General features: G+C 33.5%; 21 protein-coding genes and 1 pseudogene. 10 read left to right on the plus strand and 12 right to left on the minus strand.

The window, feature by feature from the left end; translation table 11 throughout:
* A pseudogene (locus LX95_RS14780) lies at positions 1-172 on the plus strand (IS110 family transposase); the annotation flags it as partial.
* 124 nt (positions 173-296) lie between these two features.
* On the opposite strand, the gene LX95_RS11895 reads toward LX95_RS14780, so the two are convergent.
* Positions 297-788 carry a hypothetical protein gene (locus LX95_RS11895; RefSeq protein ID WP_146240787.1) on the minus strand — a complete coding sequence of 164 codons (492 nt, stop codon included), beginning with the start codon at positions 786-788 and terminating at the stop codon, positions 297-299.
* Between the two features lie 174 nt (positions 789-962).
* Here LX95_RS11895 and LX95_RS11900 point away from each other — a divergent pair, with 174 nt between their 5' ends.
* The 7 genes from LX95_RS11900 to LX95_RS11930 all read left to right on the plus strand — a co-directional run bounded on the left by LX95_RS11900 (position 963) and on the right by LX95_RS11930 (position 5,822).
* A complete protein-coding gene (locus LX95_RS11900; RefSeq protein ID WP_111541689.1) occupies positions 963-1,913 on the plus strand; it encodes an endonuclease/exonuclease/phosphatase family protein in 951 nt (316 codons plus the stop codon).
* A 15-nt stretch (positions 1,914-1,928) separates the two neighbouring features.
* Positions 1,929-2,621 carry a nitroreductase family protein gene (locus tag LX95_RS11905; RefSeq protein WP_111541690.1) on the plus strand — a complete coding sequence of 231 codons (693 nt, stop codon included), beginning with the start codon at positions 1,929-1,931 and terminating at the stop codon, positions 2,619-2,621.
* Positions 2,622-2,693: 72 nt separating this feature from the next.
* Positions 2,694-2,969, plus strand: a complete 276-nt coding sequence (locus LX95_RS11910) for a DUF2089 family protein (RefSeq protein ID WP_111541691.1) — start codon at positions 2,694-2,696, stop codon at positions 2,967-2,969.
* A complete protein-coding gene (locus LX95_RS11915; protein ID WP_111541692.1) occupies positions 2,959-3,537 on the plus strand; it encodes a hypothetical protein in 579 nt (192 codons plus the stop codon). The genes LX95_RS11910 and LX95_RS11915 overlap by 11 nt, the downstream gene beginning before the upstream one ends.
* Positions 3,538-3,542: 5 nt before the next feature.
* Positions 3,543-4,889, plus strand: coding sequence for an alpha/beta hydrolase family protein (locus LX95_RS11920; protein WP_111541693.1), 1,347 nt, complete (start codon positions 3,543-3,545; stop codon positions 4,887-4,889).
* Between the two features lie 41 nt (positions 4,890-4,930).
* A complete protein-coding gene (locus LX95_RS11925; protein ID WP_111541694.1) occupies positions 4,931-5,374 on the plus strand; it encodes a hypothetical protein in 444 nt (147 codons plus the stop codon).
* A 34-nt stretch (positions 5,375-5,408) separates the two neighbouring features.
* Positions 5,409-5,822, plus strand: coding sequence for a DoxX family protein (locus LX95_RS11930; RefSeq protein ID WP_111541695.1), 414 nt, complete (start codon positions 5,409-5,411; stop codon positions 5,820-5,822).
* Positions 5,823-5,826: 4 nt separating this feature from the next.
* Here LX95_RS11930 and LX95_RS11935 read toward each other — a convergent pair whose 3' ends face one another.
* Positions 5,827-6,867: a flavin-containing monooxygenase gene (locus tag LX95_RS11935; protein WP_111541696.1), complete on the minus strand. Its 1,041-nt coding sequence runs from the start codon at positions 6,865-6,867 to the stop codon at positions 5,827-5,829.
* Between the two features lie 288 nt (positions 6,868-7,155).
* Between LX95_RS11935 and LX95_RS11940 the strand changes: the two genes are divergently transcribed.
* The gene (locus LX95_RS11940) at positions 7,156-7,899 is read left to right on the plus strand and encodes a zinc-dependent peptidase (RefSeq protein ID WP_245924773.1); all 744 of its coding nucleotides are present in this window, start codon (positions 7,156-7,158) and stop codon (positions 7,897-7,899) included.
* 105 nt (positions 7,900-8,004) lie between these two features.
* On the opposite strand, the gene LX95_RS11945 is transcribed toward LX95_RS11940, so the two are convergent.
* Genes LX95_RS11945 through rpe form a run of 3 tightly spaced genes read right to left on the minus strand, consistent with a single transcriptional unit; the run spans position 8,005 to position 10,402 of the window.
* Positions 8,005-8,733 (minus strand): NYN domain-containing protein, encoded by a 729-nt coding sequence (locus tag LX95_RS11945; protein ID WP_111541697.1) that lies wholly within the window; start codon positions 8,731-8,733, stop codon positions 8,005-8,007.
* Between the two features lie 30 nt (positions 8,734-8,763).
* A complete protein-coding gene (locus LX95_RS11950; RefSeq protein ID WP_111541698.1) occupies positions 8,764-9,735 on the minus strand; it encodes a YpdA family putative bacillithiol disulfide reductase in 972 nt (323 codons plus the stop codon).
* 1 nt (position 9,736) lies between these two features.
* Complete coding sequence (gene rpe, locus LX95_RS11955) at positions 9,737-10,402, minus strand: ribulose-phosphate 3-epimerase (RefSeq protein WP_111541699.1); 666 nt, start codon at positions 10,400-10,402, stop codon at positions 9,737-9,739.
* A gap of 103 nt (positions 10,403-10,505) precedes the next feature.
* Here rpe and LX95_RS11960 point away from each other — a divergent pair, with 103 nt between their 5' ends.
* Positions 10,506-11,549, plus strand: a complete 1,044-nt coding sequence (locus LX95_RS11960; RefSeq protein ID WP_317047034.1) for a lipoate--protein ligase — start codon at positions 10,506-10,508, stop codon at positions 11,547-11,549.
* An 89-nt stretch (positions 11,550-11,638) separates the two neighbouring features.
* Here LX95_RS11960 and LX95_RS11965 read toward each other — a convergent pair whose 3' ends face one another.
* From LX95_RS11965 to rpsO, 7 genes are all read right to left on the minus strand, one after another.
* Positions 11,639-12,502, minus strand: a complete 864-nt coding sequence (locus LX95_RS11965; RefSeq protein ID WP_111541700.1) for a sigma-70 family RNA polymerase sigma factor — start codon at positions 12,500-12,502, stop codon at positions 11,639-11,641.
* A gap of 158 nt (positions 12,503-12,660) precedes the next feature.
* Positions 12,661-13,860 carry a glutamate-5-semialdehyde dehydrogenase gene (locus LX95_RS11970; RefSeq protein WP_111541701.1) on the minus strand — a complete coding sequence of 400 codons (1,200 nt, stop codon included), beginning with the start codon at positions 13,858-13,860 and terminating at the stop codon, positions 12,661-12,663.
* Positions 13,861-13,905: 45 nt separating this feature from the next.
* Positions 13,906-14,685 carry a glutamate 5-kinase gene (proB, locus tag LX95_RS11975; RefSeq protein WP_111541702.1) on the minus strand — a complete coding sequence of 260 codons (780 nt, stop codon included), beginning with the start codon at positions 14,683-14,685 and terminating at the stop codon, positions 13,906-13,908.
* A gap of 19 nt (positions 14,686-14,704) precedes the next feature.
* A complete protein-coding gene (gene proC / locus LX95_RS11980) occupies positions 14,705-15,514 on the minus strand; it encodes a pyrroline-5-carboxylate reductase (RefSeq protein WP_111541703.1) in 810 nt (269 codons plus the stop codon).
* A 309-nt stretch (positions 15,515-15,823) separates the two neighbouring features.
* Positions 15,824-16,534 (minus strand): VWA domain-containing protein, encoded by a 711-nt coding sequence (locus LX95_RS11985; RefSeq protein ID WP_111541704.1) that lies wholly within the window; start codon positions 16,532-16,534, stop codon positions 15,824-15,826.
* Between the two features lie 164 nt (positions 16,535-16,698).
* Complete coding sequence (locus tag LX95_RS11990) at positions 16,699-18,864, minus strand: polyribonucleotide nucleotidyltransferase (protein WP_111541705.1); 2,166 nt, start codon at positions 18,862-18,864, stop codon at positions 16,699-16,701.
* Between the two features lie 175 nt (positions 18,865-19,039).
* Positions 19,040-19,309, minus strand: coding sequence for a 30S ribosomal protein S15 (gene rpsO, locus LX95_RS11995; protein ID WP_111541706.1), 270 nt, complete (start codon positions 19,307-19,309; stop codon positions 19,040-19,042).
* Positions 19,310-19,354 lie beyond the last annotated feature (45 nt).

Here is a 19,354-nt window from a genome sequence, read left to right on the forward strand (position 1 = left end):
CAAACACAATAAGGCTTGCAAGGAAATCTATGAACGAATCGTAGCGAAGGGTAAAAGCAAAAAACTGGCCTTGATAGCGGTAGCTAACAAGCTTTTAAAACAAGCCTTTGCCATAGCTAAATCTGGATTGCCCTACGATGAAAACTATGTATTAGTTCTAGCAAAAGGGTAGATCAAAAAAGAGGAATAAATGTAGAGTTAAAATCTGTTTATAAAGATTTTGACACAGGTAATGTATGTCTCAAATTTAATGTAGAAAAGAGTTGGTTTTTACCTCAGTTCTTTGTTGTAAACAGTTATTTTTTTATTCGTTTTAATTCAGTTAGTCTGTTTTTATACATCTCAAAAATCACATTAGGATTCCATTTATCGTCTTCCGTTTTTCCGTGTCCAAGTGACATTAGAGCTATCAATTCTCCTTTTTTTGCATAAAATTCGCAATTCCAACTCATCTGCGTAAAATGATTTTTCGGCATATAATTTTCCGTTTCTTTTGCGTAAATCAATTCTCCATTTTTCTCAAAGTAAATTTCTTGATAATATATGTCTTTTTTATAGGAATCAATTGTTATAATTCGATTTCCGTTTTTTAATTTGCAAATATTCCAAAATTCAGTTTTTCCATTAAAATCAGATACAGCATCAACTCCAGCATAACATTCCCCTTTATTTTCTTCAAACTCTGTGTTAATTTCCGAACGGATTTTTTCTTCCTTTTCACGTTGATTTTGAGCGTTACAAATCAAAATTCCGAATGTCAATATTAATGTCAGAAGTACGTTTTTCATAATTGTTTACAACTGGTTATATCAACTCAAAAATAAACTTTTAAAACAAAAGATTTCAGGATATCGTCACTTTATTATATGTATGATTCCTTAATTGATTCATTTGTTGGAGTGTTATAAAAAGTCCAGTATTTAAATGAGACTTTTTGTTTTTAATAGCTATTTTTAGAAACTATGAGCGCGAAGAAAAAACAATTATTAAAAAGCTTACTCCAATTATTAGCTATAACAATCATCGGGTTAAGTGTACTTCCATATTTTATTTACCACATTTGGTGGATAGATATTTTCTCTAACTTTCAGGTGCAGTATGGGGTATTACTGTCTTTTTTAATCCTCCCGTTTGTCTTTATAAGGAAATGGAAGTGGGTATTCTTTCTGGGGATAGGAATTGTCTTTAGTTGCTCTCAAATTTTTCCCTTGTATGTTAATACTTCCGCGGAAGCGAGAATAGAAGATGTAAAACCTATTTCGATGATGAGTATTAATTTGCTTTCCACCAATAGAAATGCTACAGCTGTAATCGACTATGTAGAAAACAAAAATCCTGATATTTTAGTACTATCAGAATTCAACTCTTATTGGGATAAACAACTTGTAGAAGTTTTAGAGACATTCTCTTATACCCATAAAGTTTTAAGAGAGGACAATTTTGGGATAGGTGTTTGGAGTAAATTTCCAGCAAGCATGCAAACGCTGTACTTTAATGAATTAGAATTGCCTTCCATTCTTCTACAAACTGAGGGAGTTAAAAAGTCATTCTCAGTAATTGCTACACATCCTTTTCCGCCGGTAGGTCAACGTCAATTTGAAGTAAGAAATAAACATTTAACTCACCTGGCAGCTTTTATATCTCGAGAAAACTACGGCAACGTGGCAGTGATAGGAGACCTCAACACCTCGTCTTTTTCTAAGAATTTTCAACTTTTTAAAGAGAAAGCTTCTTTAAAAGATAGTCGGGAGGGGTTTGGTATTTTACCGTCTTGGCCTGCCAATGTTTTTCTTCTTCAAACCACTTTAGACCATGCTTTGGTAAGTGAGGATGTAAGCATGCTTAGAAGAGAAGTAGGTGAGCATATAGGCTCCGATCATTTACCTATATATTTAGAAATCAGTTTACCATAATTTTAAATTTCACTTATGAAAATACCTAAGGAAAAGAGTATAAAAGGACATCGACATATTAAATACGATGTAGAGTCGGTGAGTCAAGAAGAGAGCATTTTAAGAAGTGCAAATTTTTATAAGGAAATGAACCACAGAAGGTCGGTTAGAGAATTTTCAACCCAACCGGTAGAAAAAGAAGTCATCGAAAATATTATTCAAACGGCTTCTACAGCTCCTTCTGGAGCTCATAAACAACCTTGGGTATTTTGTGCGGTTTCTAATTCTAACATAAAAAAACAAATAAGAATTGCCGCAGAAGCAGAAGAAAGAGAAAATTACACTTCTAGGATGAGTGAGCGTTGGAAAGAAGATTTAGAAGTTTTAGCTACCGATGCGGATAAGCCCTTTTTAGAGAATGCACCTTGGCTTATTGTAGTAATGAAGAAAGCTTACGATATCAAAGAGAAAGGGGAGAAGCAAAATAATTATTATGTAAACGAATCAGTTGGGATCGCCTGCGGAATGCTTATTACGGCCATTCATAAAGCAGGGTTGGTAACCCTTACGCATACGCCAAGTCCTATGAATTTTTTGAGCAAAGTGTTAAAGCGTCCGGCTAACGAGAGGCCTTATTTATTGCTTCCTGTGGGATACCCGCAAAATCCCGTTTATGTGCCAGATATTCATCGAAAAGATTTAAAGAAGGTGAGCGATTTTTATTTGTAGTTTAAATAAAATCAAATTTAATTTTAACAATATTAAATAATAGATTAACTTTATTTAAATTAATTATGTAAAATGAAAAAACTACCTGTTCATTGTCCTAGTTGTTCAGAAACGCTAAAAGTAAGTCAGCTTTCTTGTGAAAATTGCGAAACTCTAATTTCTGGTAGTTATGATTTACCAGTGATGATGAATTTGCCAAGAGAAGATCAGCAATTTATTTTAGATTTTGTGCTTTCTGGAGGAAGCCTTAAAAAAATGGCAACCCAATTGAAAAAAAGCTATCCTACCGTGAGAAATATGCTCGATGAGGTGATTGAAAAATTAAATCTTATTAAAAATGAATTATAAACTATTTTTCAATCCTTTTGAACGTTATCAAGAGCGTTTTTTGCTTCGTCTAGGGTTGGTGGCTCTATGCGTAGGTTCGGGTTTAGCTTACCTTTTTAATGCTCGTTTTGACGGAGTTTTAGATTTACATTTTGTTCCGAATATAGAGCTGTGGCATCCTTTTTTAGATAACTTAATAAATATAGCGTGTTTGATGATTTGCTTAGGAGCGTTAAGTTTACTGACAAACAAAAGAACACGAATTGTAGATGTTCTGGCGGTTTCCTTAATAGCAAGAATACCGTACTACCCATTTAGCTTATTTAATGTAAATGACTTTATGGTAAATATTTCAGAGGAGATTTTAAAAGATCCTACAGCAATAATGTCTGGCGGAATTGCTATACCTCAACTTTTAATTTTACTTGTTTTTTCGGGGCTTTCTCTTCTAGCAATTGTATGGCAGCTAGTACTTTTATATAAAGGAATAAAGGTAGCTTCAAACGGAAAAGGCGTTATGTTTACGCTCCTTTTTGTGCTAGCCATAATTGCTTCAGAAATTTTATCGAAATTATTAATTAACTACTAAATCTTATGAAAAATTTACTTTTAAGCTTTACTTTTTTACTGATCTGCTTTTCGGTAAAATCTCAAGAAGTTACAGGAAGCTGGTATGGATCTTTAGAGGTTCAAGGGCAAAAACTGCGTATTGTTTTTCACGTAGAAGAAGAGGGTGCGAACTTTAAAAGTACGATGGATAGTCCCGATCAAGGAGCAAAAGGTATTCCCATGGGAAACACAATTTTTACACACGATACCTTAGAAATTTCTGCTCCCAATCTAATGATGAAGTTTACAGGAGTATTGAATAATGAAGAGATTAAAGGAACATTTCAGCAAGGTGGGTTACAACTTCCGCTAAGGTTAACACAAAAAGAAACAAAGCTTAATCGACCACAGACTCCCACTAAACCTTACCCGTATATGGAAGAAGAAATAACTTTTGAAAATACGAATGATACGGTAACCCTAGCGGGGACTTTGACAAAACCTAAAAACGTTAAAAACTTCCCTACAGTGATTCTTATAAGTGGTAGTGGACCTCAAAACCGAAATGAAGAGTTAATGGGCCACCAACCATTTTTAGTGTTAGCAGATTATTTAACCCGTAACGGAATTGCGGTGTTAAGATATGACGATCGCGGCGTGGGAGTATCTACAGGAAGGTTTGATACTTCTACAATTTACGATTTTGCAGAAGACACCAAAGCAGCTGTTAACTATTTAAAAAATAGAAAAGACATTGATAAAAACAAGATTATTCTTTTAGGTCATAGCGAAGGCGGAATGGTAGCTCCATTAGTGGCATCTAAGGATAAAACAATAGCTGGGATCATCACGTTAGCTGGACCAGGAGAACGCTTAGATAAAGTATTGCTGCAACAACAAAAAGACATTTATAGTAGATCGGGTATGCCTAAGGCTACTGTAGATTCTATCATTAGCTTAAATAAAGGCTTTTATGACATTGTCAATACCGTAGATAAAAGTCAAATCAATAAAGAATTTCTAAAATATGGCCAATCAAAATCGATGTCTAACATAGAGATAACCCAACAAATTGAAAGTGTTAGTGACAGGTGGTTTTATTCTTTTATTACTTACGACCCTAAAGAAATATTACAACAAGTTTCTTGTCCGGTTTTAGCGATAAATGGTAGTAAAGATATGCAAGTAAATGGCGATCAAAATTTAACGGCTATTAAAAATAATCTCGCTCAAGGCGGAAATAAAAACGTAACGATTAAAGAAATGGAAGGCTTAAATCATCTATTTCAAAAAGCTGTCACAGGCATGCCTAATGAGTACGCTCAAATAGAAGAAACAATGTCTCCGGAAGTGTTAGAAATCATAAAAAATTGGATAGACCTAAATTTTTAGCTAAATCAATTAAAAGTGTTTATTTTTACTAAAAACTTGAGATGAAAAAAATTATCGTATTATTTTCTGTATTTGCAGTATTAGTTAGTTGTCAAAATGAAACCTCTCCAGCAGAGAAAGAGTATAATGATACTCTTAAGGAGGTGTTTGACTATCATGATGAAGCTATGCCTAAAATGGGTGAGATAGCCGACTTAATAGCAAAATTAGAAGTGCAAATTGCATCAGATTCGGATTCTAATCCACCTAAAGAAGAATTAGTGATGGCTAAAGAGCGTTTAGAGCAAGCACATGATCATATGATGGCTTGGATGAAAGACTTTTCAGAAAACTATCCAGATGTTCATAAAGCTAGAGACTTTAATAATGAGCAATGGGCAGAAGAAAATGAAAGACTTCAGCCAGAAATTTCTTCAGCTAAAGAAATGCGTGATGATGTTTTTGAAAGTGTAGCTAAAGCTAAAAAGATTTTAGGAGAAAAGTAATTATTGTATCTTCTCCACTTAAAAATATTTCGATATGAAAGGTTCTTACTTTACCAATCTCAATCTACCCAAAACAGACTTTGCTTTATTGCTTTTTAGGTTAGCGATTGGGGGAATGATGCTAGTACACGGTATTCCTAAATTATTACAACTTTTTAGTGGAGAAGAAATAGTATTTGCCAATCCGCTTATGATTGGAGATACGGCAAGTTTAGCTTTAGCAGTGTTTGCTGAAGTGATTTGTTCGGTTCTTATTATTCTGGGTCTGGGTACACGTTTAGCTGTTATTCCATTAATAGTTACGATGGCGGTAGCAATTCTTGTTGTGCATGCGACAGACGGGTTTCAAGCGCAAGAACTAGGTCTATTGTACTTAATTTGCTATTTGGTACTTTTTTATACAGGTAGCGGAAAATATTCTCTAGATTATATTTTCACGAGAAAGTAAGAAATTAATTTTTAGCTATATATTTTTTCAAGTATTTGGCATCTTTTTTAATTCCGCCAAGGGTAGCAGATCCTCTAGTGTGTAACCAAGGCAAGCCTATAAAATAAAGCCCTTTCATAGAACTAATACCTCTTTTATGATTAGGATAACCTTCTGGGGTTAATTCTAAACCTTTTATCCAAGAAAAATTAGGTCGGTAGCCCGTTGCCCAAACGATATTTTTAATATCATTAATCGTTTCCTTTTCGGTTTCTATTTGTTCTTGGTGAGCATCATTAGTTCTGCCTACAGGGATTACATTATTTCTATTTAAAATCTCTTTTACATCGGTGCCAATCACTGGTTGCCTTGAGTGATTTATCTTTTTTCCTATAAATGAGTTTTTACTAAAACTTAAAAATCCTGTTTTGGTAAACCACCACCATAAAGTTTTACCCAAAATTTCTTGAGGTAAAGTAGCAATATTAGTTTCACCCGAGTAATAGGTTTTTCTTTTCTTATCGGAAGAAACCTCATCAAGGATTTGAAAACCACTATCCCCCGCACCTACAACCATTGCAGGTCCAGGATTTAATTGAGAAGGATTTTTATAATAATTACTGTGTATTTGGAAAATATCATCTGTAATATCTTCAGAGCAAGGTGGTGTATAGGGTATGTGGAATGGCCCTGTTGCAATCACTACATTTTTAGCTTCGTAGCTCCCATTTTTATGTGTAATGATAAACCGACCTTCTTTTTTTTCAATTTTTTCGATAAAGGTGTTTAATTTTATGGGTAGATTAAACTCTTTAGCGTAAAGTTTAAAATAATCTGCTACTTCATATTTATTAGGATAATGTCCTTTAGGAGCAGGGAATTTTAATCCTGGCAAATGGTTAAATTCTGTAGGCGTAAAGAGCGTGAGAGAATCCCATCGATTAAGCCAAGAAGCTCCCACTTCATCTTCTTTATCTACTATGATAAAGTTTTTACCAAGTTTCTGTAGGTAATATGATATAGATAAACCGGCTTGTGCAGCTCCAACTACTATAAAATCTAGCATTTTATTTTGTTTTGGGTATAATACAATATTTAGGTTTTATAAACAAGTTTAAGGATGTTTTAATCTTTTCAAAAGCACCTAAAATTTAATTTTTTTATCACCAATATAAATTCGTTTTTAAATCTTGTTTCTAGCGATTTATTTATTTGGATTTTTTAAGAAAAGTTTTAGTAGCTTTATAAAAAAAAACGATTGGGCGAGGAAGAATTTAGTTTTGTGTTTGTTGTGATAGTATTGGGAATACTCTTAATCTCCTTAATAGTTATTATAGTTGTAAAATCTATTACGTTGATAGAATACATCTATAGCTATTTTTATAAAAAACCGCTTTACACTCATCTTTACTTTAGGTTAAAAAAAATCTCTCCACAGCACCAAGAATTTATAAAACAAAGGTTTCCGTTTTACAATCGGTTAAATAGGAGACAGCAATCCTTTTTTCAGCACAGGTTGGTCACCTTTATAGCTCATAAAAGTTTTGAAGGTAGAGATGAGTTTGAAGTTACCGATGAGGTTAAAATATATATTGGTGCTACAGCAGTAATGCTCACTTTTGGAATGCGTAATTTTTTACTGAAACGTTTAAGTAAAATAATTATTTATCCAGATATTTATTATTCCACCATCAATGAAGTACATCATAAAGGAGAATTTAATCCGCAATTAAAAGCTTTAGTTTTTTCTTGGAAAGACTTTCTACAAGGTTATGAAACTGCAAATGATAATCTAAATTTAGGCATTCATGAATTTATGCACGTGATTCATCTTAATACTTATAATCATAAAAATATAAGTGCGGTCATATTTAGAGATGCTAATAAAGAACTTGAAGATTTATTAAAACAAGATCATCTTAGAAATAAGTTGGTAGATTCTCGGTATTTTAGAGATTATGCTTTTACCAATAGGTTTGAGTTTTTGGCAGTATTAGTTGAATCTTTTATAGAATCACCATTGCTTTTTAAACAAAACTTCCCCGAATTTTATAAGAAAATAAAGGAGATGCTTAATTATAATTTTGCAGGGTATTAGTATTTGCGCTAGGGATAGTAGCGGCATCCTTTTTTTGCTTTTTAAAAGCAGAAAAAGATATAGCGAATAGCCCGACCCAAATTTATTTGGGTAGCGCCCTAATTATTATTCTTTATTTTTCACGTAAATAAGCTTAAGTCTACCTTTTTGGTTATCTCTAGATTCAATCTCAAATTGGTTGATGGAGTTAATCATAGGAGTAAGCTTTTGAAACCCGTAATTACGACTATCAAAATTAGGTTGTTTTTTTTGTAATAAACTACCTACGTCTCCCAAGAAAGCCCAACCGTCTTCATCGGCCACATCAGAAATGGTAGAAGCGATCAAAGCAATTACTTTTGGAGTAATTTTATCTACATCGTTCTTGGTATTTTTCTCTTTAGAGATATTATCCTGCTTAGATTTATTCTTTAAAATTTCTATATATATAAACTTATCACAAGCCACAATAAAGGGTTCTGGCGTTTTCTTTTCGCCAATCCCAATAACATTTTTACCAGCTTCTCTTAACCTTGTTGCTAAACGAGTAAAATCACTATCGCTAGACACCAAGCAAAAACCATCTACTTTGTCGCTGTAAAGAATATCCATCGCATCGATAATCATCGCAGAGTCTGTTGCATTTTTCCCTTGCGTGTATCCATATTGTTGGATGGGATTAATAGCGTTTTCTAAGAGGACTTTTTTCCATTTTGCCAAATGTGGTTGTGTCCAATCTCCATAGATACGTTTAATGGTAGGGTTACCGTATTTGGCAATTTCTTCCATCATCTCTTTTACATAGGCAGAGGTGATGTTGTCTCCATCAATCAAAACAGCAAGGTTAATTTCCATAAGGCAATTTTTTATTTTCTTAAAGTTAATCTAATTGTGTAAAGTATCAATATTCTCCATAATCATTTTGGCATGGATTCTAGAGTTTTCAATAAACCATTTATGAGTTTCCAATCCTCCGCAAATCACCCCAGCTAAGTAAATTCCCTTTTGGTTAGTTTCCATATTTTGAGAATCATAGGTAGGAATCTTTCTTTCTTTATCACTTAAAGTTATTCCCATAGAATTTAAAAAAGCAAAATTGGGTTGGTAACCCGTTAAAGCTAAAACAAAATCATTTTTAAGCGTAAGATTACCAGATGCAGTAGCAATATCAATTTCGTTTTCACGGATTTCTTTCAACTCCGATTCAAAATAAGCCTTAATGCTACCTTCTTCGATACGATTAACGATATCGGGTCTCACCCAATATTTTACTCGGTCACCAATTTCTTTTCCTCTAACGATCATAGTTACATTTCCGCCTTTTCGGAAAATTTCTAAAGCAGCATCTACCGATGAATTACTAGCGCCAACGATAGCTACATTTTGCCCAGAATAATAATGAGGGTCGTGATAGTAATGGCTTACTTTAGTCAATTCTTCTCCTACAATATTAAGTTTATTTGGAATGTCATAAAAACCTGTAGCTACAATAATGTTTTTGCACGTGTAGGTGCTTTTTGAAGATGTGATTTGATAGTTATTGTTTTGTTTTTCAACTTTTTCTACCTTTTCAAAAAGGTTGATATGAAGATTATTAGAAGTCGCAATTCTCCTGTAATACTCCAAAGCTTCTCTTTTGGTAGGTTTGGGGCTGTTGCTTATAAAAGGAATCTTATCTATTTCTAATTTTTCTGAAGTAGAAAAAAAAGTCATATTTGTCGGGTAGTGGTAAAGAGAATTTACCAAGGGACCTTTTTCAATAATAAGATAGTTAAGGTTTCTTTTTTTTGCTTCTAAACCGCAAGCAATTCCAATAGGACCTGCGCCAATAATTATCACATCTATGGGTTGAGACATATTAATTGTTCGCTAAATTTTTTAGGTCCTCAATGGTACTTAAAGGATCATTAGATTTAAAAACAAAACTTCCTGCCACTAATACATCTGCACCAGCTTTAACAAGTTCGTGAGCATTTTTATCGGTTACTCCTCCATCAATTTCAATTAGAGTTGAAGCATTTTTATTGAGTATCATCTCTTTTAATTGCCCAACTTTTCTATAGGTGTTTTCAATAAAGCTTTGTCCACCAAAACCAGGGTTAACACTCATCACACAAATTAGGTCTATGTCCTGTATGACATCCTCTAAAAGCGAAACGTTAGTATGGGGATTTAAGGCTACACCAGCTTTCATTCCTGCAGCTTTTATAGCTTGCAAAGTCCTATGTAAATGTGTACAAGCTTCGTAGTGAACGGTTAGGACATCAGCACCTAGATCAGCAAATGTATTTATATAACGATCGGGGTCTACGATCATTAAATGTACATCTATTGTCTTTTTTGCGTGTTTATTGATAGCATCTAAAACAGGCATTCCAAAACTTATGTTAGGTACAAAGACACCATCCATAATATCAATATGAAACCAGTCTGCTTTACTTGAATTCACCATCTCTATATCTCTCTGTAAGTTAGCAAAATCTGCAGCTAGAATAGAAGGAGCAATTAATTTATTATTCTTCATAGGAGTTTTGTTATGTTGTGCTGCAAAAATAAAGATTTAATATGAGTCTGGTTTTTAATTTTCTAAAAACATAAAAAGTAGTTTCTTTTATTTTTTTAGAAAAATGCTTTTCCTTATCTTATTAGCAAATATTAGTATAGCCATGATTTTTATTGAAAATGAGGGGATTAATGATCCTCACCTTAATTTAGCTTTAGAAGAATACATTTTAAGAAATTTTGACAGAGGAGAAGATTACCTTTTGTTTTACATTAATGAACCCTCCATCATTATTGGTAGAAATCAAAACACCTTAGAGGAAATTAACCAATCTTATATTGATGAAAACGGAGTTCACGTAGTAAGGAGAATTTCTGGAGGAGGAGCAGTGTATCACGATTTGGGAAATTTGAACTTTAGTTTTATAACAGATTATGACAATACTAAACTCAACAATTTTAGAGATTTTACCAGACCTGTAATTAATACTTTGAATAATTTAGGGGTAAAAGCTGAGTTGAAAGGGAGAAATGATATTTTAGTGAATGATAAAAAAATATCTGGTAATGCTCAATTTTCTAGCGTAAAAAGAATGTTTAGTCATGGGACGTTGCTTTTTGATTGTAACCTAGAAGAAGTCGGAAAATCGTTAAATGTAAAGATGAGTAAAATCCAATCTAAAGGTCATAAATCGGTAAGAAGTAGGGTGGCTAATATTTCTGAGTTTTTGCATATTCCTATGGACATACAATCGTTTAGAGAAAAGATTATTGAAGAAATTTACGATGAACAGGAGCACTTTAGGAGTTATTACCTCACTGCAGAAGAGTGGGAGGGAGTAAAAAAATTAAAGGAGGAGAAATACGGACAATGGGATTGGAACTATGGTAAGTCTCCAAAATTTAATATTCACAGAGTGAAGCGTTTTTCTATTGGCGAAATTGATATTCGAATCTTTGTAGAAAAGGGATATATAGAAAGTATAAAATTTTACGGAGATTTCTTCGGAAAAGAACCAGTAGGTACTATAGAAGGTATTTTAACAGGAAAACGATATGACTTGATAGAGATAAAAAAAGCACTAGAACCTGTAGATGTACATGAGTATTTTGGGAATGTAGATAAACAAGAATTTGTTAATCTACTTTATGGTCCAGATGAGATATAAAAAACCCCGGTCATCACTCCGGGGTTCATTCATCAATCAAAAAACGAACAGTTATCATACTGCTTGTTGAAGGCAAATATAATAAAATATTAACCTAAATAAGTTTTTAGAATTTTACTTCTAGAAGTATGTTTTAATCTTCTTATAGCCTTTTCTTTAATTTGTCTAACTCTTTCTCTAGTCAAATCAAATGTTTCTCCAATCTCCTCTAAAGTCATCGGACTTTGATTTCCTAATCCAAAATAAAGTCTAACCACATCTGCCTCACGTGGAGTTAATGTTTCTAAAGCTCTTTCGATTTCTGTTTTAAGTGAATCGTGTAAAAGTTCTCTATCAGGATTTGGAGACTCCCCAGAACGTAAGACATCGTATAGGTTAGAATCTTCACCCTCAATTAAAGGAGCATCCATAGATATATGACGACCAGAGTTTTTCATAGACTCTTTAACGTCGTTAATAGTCATGTCTAACTCTTTTGCAATTTCTTCTGGACTAGGAGGTCTTTCATGAGATTGCTCTAAGAAAGCAAATGTCTTATTGATTTTATTAATAGAACCAATTTTGTTTAAAGGTAGTCTAACAATTCTAGACTGCTCTGCTAATGCTTGTAAAATAGACTGACGAATCCACCATACCGCATAAGAGATAAACTTAAAACCTCTAGTTTCATCAAATCTTTTTGCAGCTTTTATAAGCCCTAAGTTTCCTTCGTTAATTAAATCGGGAAGAGTTAAACCTTGATTTTGATATTGTTTTGCAACAGAAACAACGAATCTTAAATTGGCATTAGTCAACTTTTCTAAAGCTCTGTCGTCTCCTGCTTTAATACGTTGTGCTAATTCTACTTCTTCTTCGGCGGTAATTAAATCTACTTTACCTATTTCCTGTAAATACTTGTCTAAAGATGCGGTTTCTCTATTAGTAACCTGTTTGGTGATTTTGAGTTGTCTCATGTAATCTTCCTAAAATTAAATATGGGTTATATAATCTTATACGAGTACTTTTAAAAAAATGTTACAAAAAACTTAAAAAAAATATTTATTATTTGAATACAGGGTATGAAAAAGCCTTGCTTTCTAAGCAAGGCTTTTTATTTAATATATAATTTATATTATACCCTTACGTGACCATCACCAAAGACATAATATTTATTAGTTACTAATTGTTTTAAGCCTAAAGGACCTCTGTGGTGAAGCTTGTCGGTGCTAATCGCTAACTCTGCTCCAACTCCCATTTGACCTCCGTCTGTAAAACGAGTAGATGCATTATGATACACTGCAGCACTATCAACTTGTTGCATAAATTTTTCCGCCTCAGCGTTATCTGTAGTCATAATTGAAGCAGAATGACCACCGGAGTAATCATTGATCATTTCAATAACTTGATCTAATCCATCTACTTCTGCTATGAGAATTTTTAATGCTAAAAACTCTTCGTGCCATACATCTTTACCAGAAATTTCTTCTTTGTTGCTGAGAATACTTTTAATTCCATTATCTACAATGATCTCAACGTTTTTATCTTCTAAAACTGATGCTAATTCTTTTACTTTAGACTCGTAATTAGATATATTCTTATCGATAAGTACTTTATCTAATGCATTACAACCTGAAATTTTATCGGTTTTTGCATTTACAATTACTTTGATTGTTTTTTCCCAATCGGCGTTTTTAGAAACATATAAAAAGTTGTTCCCTCGACCACTAATTAGAACTGCGCATTTAGCGTGTTCTTTAACGAAGCCAATTAAACGTTCTCCACCACGAGGTACAATTAAATCTAATTGCTCAGAAGGGTTTCTAAGAAATTCCTGAGTTTCTTCTCTATTAATATGCATTAAACGAATCCAAGATTTTTCTAAGTCGTTTTCAGCTAAAGCTTCGTGCCAACATTTTTCTAAAATGACATTACTGTGATAAGCTTCTTTACCACCTTTTAATAAAATTTTGTTATTGGCTTTAAAAGCAAGGACTGCCGCCTCAATAGTTACATCGGGTCTAGATTCATAAATAATCATGATAGTGCCAAATGGAGCGGTTTTGTTTACAATATTTAAACCGCTATCTAGTGTACGATTAGAGATCGTTTGCCCAACAGGATCTTCTTGATCTTTTACTTCTTTAATGGCTTGGATCATTCCGTCGACCTTAGCTTCATTAACTACCAATCTATCATAAAGAGCTTGATCATCTCTTTTAAATGCTTCGAGGTCTTTCTTATTTTCGGCAATGATATCTTTTCTTTTTGCATCGATAATATTCATCATCGATTGAAGTACATTATTTTTTTTGTCTGAATTTAAAAGTTCCATTCTTTATTTTTTTTATAAATTTCTTTCGTTCTACAATCTTTAAATTTAATCTTCAGAAGAAATAAATTCTGTTCCTACATCTTTTCCTTCTACAATATCTACAATTACATTAGGTCGTTTTCCATTTGCTATGTAAGTAGGAATATCTTTAAGTGCTGTCTGCTTAGCAATTTTTAATTTGCTTTGCATACCACCTCGACCTTCGCCTTCTCCTTTTTCTGAAGCTTGTACGTATTTCTCTACATTTTGATCGGTGGTTACTTGATCTAATTTTTCCGATTCATCGTCATCTGGGTGGCCCGTATAGAGACCATCTGTATCGGTAAGAATAATAAGCTTATCTGCTCCCACAAGTTCGGCAACTAAACTTGCTAATTCATCATTATCAGAAAACATAGACATAGTTAGCGATACGGCATCATCTTCATTAGCAATTGGGATGACTCCTTGAGAAAGTAAGCCCTCATAACAATTAATCATGTTTTCTCTATATTTACCAGGGTCGAAATCTCTTTTGGTTGCTAATACTTGTGCACAACGCATCCCATAATCATGGAAAATACTATAGTAATGTCTCATCATTCTTGGTTGGCCTACAGAAGAGTATACTTGGCGTCTAGTTGAAGGATCTTCGATATCGCATTTCCCCAAAACTTCTTTTCCTGCAATGGCAGAACCCGATGATACTAACACCACCATAATATCTTGCTCATACAGAACAGAGATTTGTCTTACCAACTCTTTTAATATAGGTCCTAGAATACGGTTGTCTTTGTTGGTCATTACATTTGTTCCAACTTTTACTACAACTCTTTTCTTACTCATAATAATTTCTTATTTATTTTTATTTACCTGCTTCACCTAATTCTACTGCTCTGTCAAAAGCAGCGTAGGCAGCATCTTTAATTAGTTCATTAACATTGTTATCTTCCATAGAATCTAGGGCAGCTCTCGTAGTACCTCCCTTAGAAGCTACACGATCCATCCATAATTGTGGAGAAATATCTGATCTATTAAATAATTCTACAGCGCCTTCAAAGGTGTTACTTACCAGTACTTTGGAATCGTAATCTGAGAAGCCCATTTTCATAGCAGCTTCTAACATAGATTGCATAAAATAGAATACATATGCTGGTCCACTTCCAGAAATTCCTGTCGATGCATCGATAAAGTTTTCGGTTTCTACGTGAATAGAGGCGCCTGTTGTGTCTAATAGGTTTCTTATCATAAGAAGTTCGATTCTTGAAACTTCTTCAGATTCGGTGTAAGAGGTGACTCCTTTACCTACTTGTGCTGGTAAGTTAGGCATGGTTCTAACCACTTTTTTTACTCCCAAACTCTCTTGAATACTCCCAATGGTTACACCAGCCATAAGAGAAACAAAAATTTGACCATCGTTAATCATAGGTTTCATCTTTTCGAAAAGATCATCTGCGTGGTAAGGTTTTACAGCAATGAAAACCATATCTGCTTCGGGAAGGCAGTCTTCTAAATTTTCGTAAACATCAAAAATGCCAGTTGTTTTTAAGCTTGCAATTTTGGTAGGGTCAGTGTCAAATATTTGAAGCTTCTTTTTGCTCAATAAAGGAGATTTTGCCATTCCTTCGGAATAGGTTAATCCCATATTTCCTGCTCCTATTACTAATAATTTCATGTGATTGTTTTAGGTTAATTTTATATATGACATAATAAGCTGCAACATCTATACGGAACGTCCTAATAAATGTTAAAATATATTATTTTTATCAAAATACTAATAATTAGAGCTAATTGCGTTCAATTTTGCATTATTTTAATATTAAATTGATTAAAATGTAGATTAATGTAATTTTCCTGATTTCACGAAATCTGCCAAGTAGTCGAAAAGGTGAAAGCCTGTCAGTTAAAAAAATCTTAAAAAAAGCAAAAGCTCAAGAATTAACTTGAGCTTTTGCTTCTATAAATATTAATTGTAAAGAGGGTGTTACATTTTAGAGGTAATAAATTTACCATTGTTTTCTTCAGCTAATTTCTTCATAAAATCAAGATCTGCATCTTCTCCAAATGCGATGGTATGAATAATTACGTCGTTGGTGTTTACTTCTCTAATTTCATCTAAAATGGCTTGTGGGTCACTATTAGGTAACCCATCACTCATTAGTACAATTTCTTGAATTTCTTTTATGGATGATAATGCTTCTAAAAGACCTTCTAGAGTATTTGTGCCTCCAGTAGCTTTTAAGTTTTGAACAAAAATATTAGAGGAAGTTCTAGTGGTATTGTTTGCTTCTTTAAATTCTTCAGCCTGTTTAGTGACATTATCATTAAAAGTATAGATTACAAACTTTTTTCCATCTGTTAATCCTTTTATTGCTGGAATCAACTTGCGTTTTACAGCTCCTAATTTGGTAGCTTCTTTAGTAACCTGCTTGCCTAAAATGCTTCCAATTTTTCCGCCAATAGCATCGCTAACTTTATTTCCTGCTGTATTTCCCGCTTCTCTCATTACTTGATCTTTTACTGAGCCTTCATCAATACCCTCCATGCTTCCAGATATGTCTATAAGATATAAGGTGTTTAAGTTTGAAGTTTCTATTCCGAAAAAATCACTTGTTTTTTTTGTTACATAACAAGACTGTAATAGGGTGAAAGAAGTAATGAGAATTAAAACTGTAAATGTTTTTTGTAATTTCATTTTTGATAAGTTTGGTTATTTAGTTTTTGTGGTACAAATGACTTTATTTGAACCTAAGCTGCAAATGTAAAATTTTATCGATAGTCACTATATCATTTCAGAAGGTTCTATAAAAAAATCCTATAAAATAAATTATAGGATTTGTTTATAAATGAAAAAAGATTTTATTCTTCCTTTTTATTAGAAGATTCTTTTTTGTCTTCTCTTAGAGGTCTAGGTAAAAGTGCTTTTCTAGAAACTTTCTCTTTTCTAGTTTTGGGATCTACACCAAAGTATTTAACATCTAATACATCTCCCATGTTAACAACATCTGTAACATTATTGGTACGTTCCCAAGCAAGTTCAGAAATATGTAATAATACTTCATTTCCTGGAGCATCTACATATTCTACAACAGCACCAAAATCTAAAAGCTTAATGACTTTAACCTCATAAACACTTCCTTTAACTGGCTTAAATGTTACCGAATCAATTTTAGCGATAACCTTGTCAATACCTTCTTGGTTGGTTCCTAAAATTTCAATAATTCCTTCTTCGGTTACAGGGTCTTCATTAATTACAATGGTAGTTCCTGTTTCTTTTTGAAGTTCTTGAATTACTTTTCCTCCAGGACCAATCATTGCTCCGATAAATTCATTAGGAATTCGACGTGTGATCATTTTAGGAGCATGTCCCTTAACATCAGTACGAGGAGCTTCAATAGTATTGGTTAATTTTTCAAGAATATGAAGTCTTCCATCTCTAGCTTGCTTTAAAGCTTTTACTAAAATGTCATAACTTAATCCTTTTACTTTAATATCCATTTGACAAGCTGTAATACCATCAGCTGTTCCTGTAACTTTAAAGTCCATATCACCTAAATGATCTTCATCACCTAATATATCTGAAAGTACGGCATATTTTCCTGATTCAGTATCAGAAATTAATCCCATTGCAATACCAGATACGGGTTTTTTTAATTGAACTCCTGCGTCCATTAAAGACATAGTACCTGCACATACTGTAGCCATAGAAGAAGAACCGTTAGATTCTAAAACTTCAGATACTACACGTACTGTGTAAGGACAATCTGCAGGAATCATTCCTTTTAAAGCTCGTTGAGCTAAGTTACCGTGACCTACTTCTCTACGAGATGTACCTCTAATTGGTCTTGCTTCTCCTGTAGAGAAAGGTGGGAAGTTATAATGTAAATAAAATGTTTCCTCACCTTCGTAACTTGGCATATCTATTTGACTAGCTTCTCTAGAAGTACCTAAAGTTACTGTAGCCAAAGCTTGAGTTTCTCCTCTTGTAAAAATGGCAGAACCGTGAGTTGAAGGAAGATAATCTACCTCACACCATATAGGTCTGATCTCATCTGTTTTTCTTCCGTCAAGACGTAAACCTTCTTCTAGGGTTAAATCTCTAACTGCTGCTTTTTCCGCTTTAGCGTAATATTTAGAAATAAGATTACCGTAGTCTTCTCTTTCCTCGTCACTAAAACTAGCTTTAATTTCTTCTTTTATTTCTCCAAAAGAGGCAGTGCGCTCATGTTTTGCAGAACCTGCTTTTGCAATAGCATATACTTTATCGTATGCCATTTCGTGAATTTTCTTCTCTAAAGCTTCATCTTCTCTTTCTCCGTCATATTCACGAGTTTCTTTCTTTCCAAAAGCCTCAGCTAATTTTACTTGTGCTTCACATTGCTTTTTAATTGCTTCGTGCGCAAACTTAATCGCTTCAGTCATTTCTTCTTCAGAAATCTCATCCATTTCACCTTCTACCATCATCACAGAATCTGCAGAAGCTCCAATCATCATATCGATATCAGACTCCTCTAACTGTGCGCGAGTAGGGTTAATGATAAACTCACCATTTACACGAGCTACTCTTGCTTCAGAAATAGGGCATTCAAATGGAGCATCTGAAAGTTGAATAGCAGCAGAAGCCGCTAATCCTGCCATAGCATCTGGCATTACATTTTCATCGTGAGACATTAATTGAATCATCACTTGCGTTTCTGCGTGATAATCTTTAGGGAAAAGAGGTCTTAACACACGGTCTACTAAACGCATAGTTAATACTTCTCCGTCACTAGGTCTTGCTTCTCTTTTAAAGAAACCACCAGGGTAACGTCCTGCTGCAGCAAACTTTTCTCTGTAATCTACCGTAAGTGGTAAAAAGTCAACATCGCTTTGTTTGTAGTTAGATACTACCGTACAAAGTAACATACAGTTTCCTGATTGAACAACCACAGATCCGTGGGCTTGTTTTGCTAATTTTCCGGTTTCGATTGAGATTTCTCTTCCATCTCCTAAATCGATTACCTCTTTAAAAACTTGTGGAATCATAATTTTTTTATTCTAAGTTAACAATGGTCTCCGTCTTGCCATGACGGTCTGGGTTGTGTGTGTGGTGTTGTTGTGACCAATGAAAAACTAATATAGTAGCTTTTTCTTTTTCTCTAGAAAAACCTATTGCTAGGAAAAAACAGTATAAAAAAAGGGGCGTAAAGCCCCTTTCAAATTATTTTCTTAATCCTAATTCTTTCACGATTTCACGATATCTAACGATATCTTTTTTCATTAGGTAATCTAGTAAGCTTCTTCTTTTACCTACTAGCATTACTAATGAACGCTCTGAATTGTAATCCTTCTTGTTTGTCTTAAGGTGACTTGAAATATGTGCAATTCTCTTTGTAAATAAAGCAATTTGCCCTTCAGTTGAACCGGTATCGTTTTTTCCTTTACCGTGCTTTTCAAATAAACCTTGTTTCTCTTCTTTTGTTAAATACATTCCAATATTATTTCAATGATTATTATGTACAGATAGTTTTTCTAT

It is taken from the genome of Mesonia algae, assembly GCF_003253545.1.
GTDB lineage: Bacteria > Bacteroidota > Bacteroidia > Flavobacteriales > Flavobacteriaceae > Mesonia > Mesonia algae.

What these genes read in the sequence shown, in the direction of transcription:
- LX95_RS11895 (WP_146240787.1), bottom strand. Translation starts at nt 788, where the DNA reads ATGAAAAACGTACTTCTGACATTAATATTGACATTCGGAATTTTGATT.
- LX95_RS11900 (WP_111541689.1), top strand. Translation starts at nt 963, where the DNA reads ATGAGCGCGAAGAAAAAACAATTATTAAAAAGCTTACTCCAATTATTA.
- LX95_RS11905 (WP_111541690.1), top strand. Translation starts at nt 1,929, where the DNA reads ATGAAAATACCTAAGGAAAAGAGTATAAAAGGACATCGACATATTAAA.
- LX95_RS11910 (WP_111541691.1), top strand. Translation starts at nt 2,694, where the DNA reads ATGAAAAAACTACCTGTTCATTGTCCTAGTTGTTCAGAAACGCTAAAA.
- LX95_RS11915 (WP_111541692.1), top strand. Translation starts at nt 2,959, where the DNA reads ATGAATTATAAACTATTTTTCAATCCTTTTGAACGTTATCAAGAGCGT.
- LX95_RS11920 (WP_111541693.1), top strand. Translation starts at nt 3,543, where the DNA reads ATGAAAAATTTACTTTTAAGCTTTACTTTTTTACTGATCTGCTTTTCG.
- LX95_RS11925 (WP_111541694.1), top strand. Translation starts at nt 4,931, where the DNA reads ATGAAAAAAATTATCGTATTATTTTCTGTATTTGCAGTATTAGTTAGT.
- LX95_RS11930 (WP_111541695.1), top strand. Translation starts at nt 5,409, where the DNA reads ATGAAAGGTTCTTACTTTACCAATCTCAATCTACCCAAAACAGACTTT.
- LX95_RS11935 (WP_111541696.1), bottom strand. Translation starts at nt 6,867, where the DNA reads ATGCTAGATTTTATAGTAGTTGGAGCTGCACAAGCCGGTTTATCTATA.
- LX95_RS11945 (WP_111541697.1), bottom strand. Translation starts at nt 8,733, where the DNA reads ATGGAAATTAACCTTGCTGTTTTGATTGATGGAGACAACATCACCTCT.
- LX95_RS11950 (WP_111541698.1), bottom strand. Translation starts at nt 9,735, where the DNA reads ATGTCTCAACCCATAGATGTGATAATTATTGGCGCAGGTCCTATTGGA.
- rpe (WP_111541699.1), bottom strand. Translation starts at nt 10,402, where the DNA reads ATGAAGAATAATAAATTAATTGCTCCTTCTATTCTAGCTGCAGATTTT.
- LX95_RS11960 (WP_317047034.1), top strand. Translation starts at nt 10,506, where the DNA reads ATGCTTTTCCTTATCTTATTAGCAAATATTAGTATAGCCATGATTTTT.
- LX95_RS11965 (WP_111541700.1), bottom strand. Translation starts at nt 12,502, where the DNA reads ATGAGACAACTCAAAATCACCAAACAGGTTACTAATAGAGAAACCGCA.
- LX95_RS11970 (WP_111541701.1), bottom strand. Translation starts at nt 13,860, where the DNA reads ATGGAACTTTTAAATTCAGACAAAAAAAATAATGTACTTCAATCGATG.
- proB (WP_111541702.1), bottom strand. Translation starts at nt 14,685, where the DNA reads ATGAGTAAGAAAAGAGTTGTAGTAAAAGTTGGAACAAATGTAATGACC.
- proC (WP_111541703.1), bottom strand. Translation starts at nt 15,514, where the DNA reads ATGAAATTATTAGTAATAGGAGCAGGAAATATGGGATTAACCTATTCC.
- LX95_RS11985 (WP_111541704.1), bottom strand. Translation starts at nt 16,534, where the DNA reads ATGAAATTACAAAAAACATTTACAGTTTTAATTCTCATTACTTCTTTC.
- LX95_RS11990 (WP_111541705.1), bottom strand. Translation starts at nt 18,864, where the DNA reads ATGATTCCACAAGTTTTTAAAGAGGTAATCGATTTAGGAGATGGAAGA.
- rpsO (WP_111541706.1), bottom strand. Translation starts at nt 19,309, where the DNA reads ATGTATTTAACAAAAGAAGAGAAACAAGGTTTATTTGAAAAGCACGGT.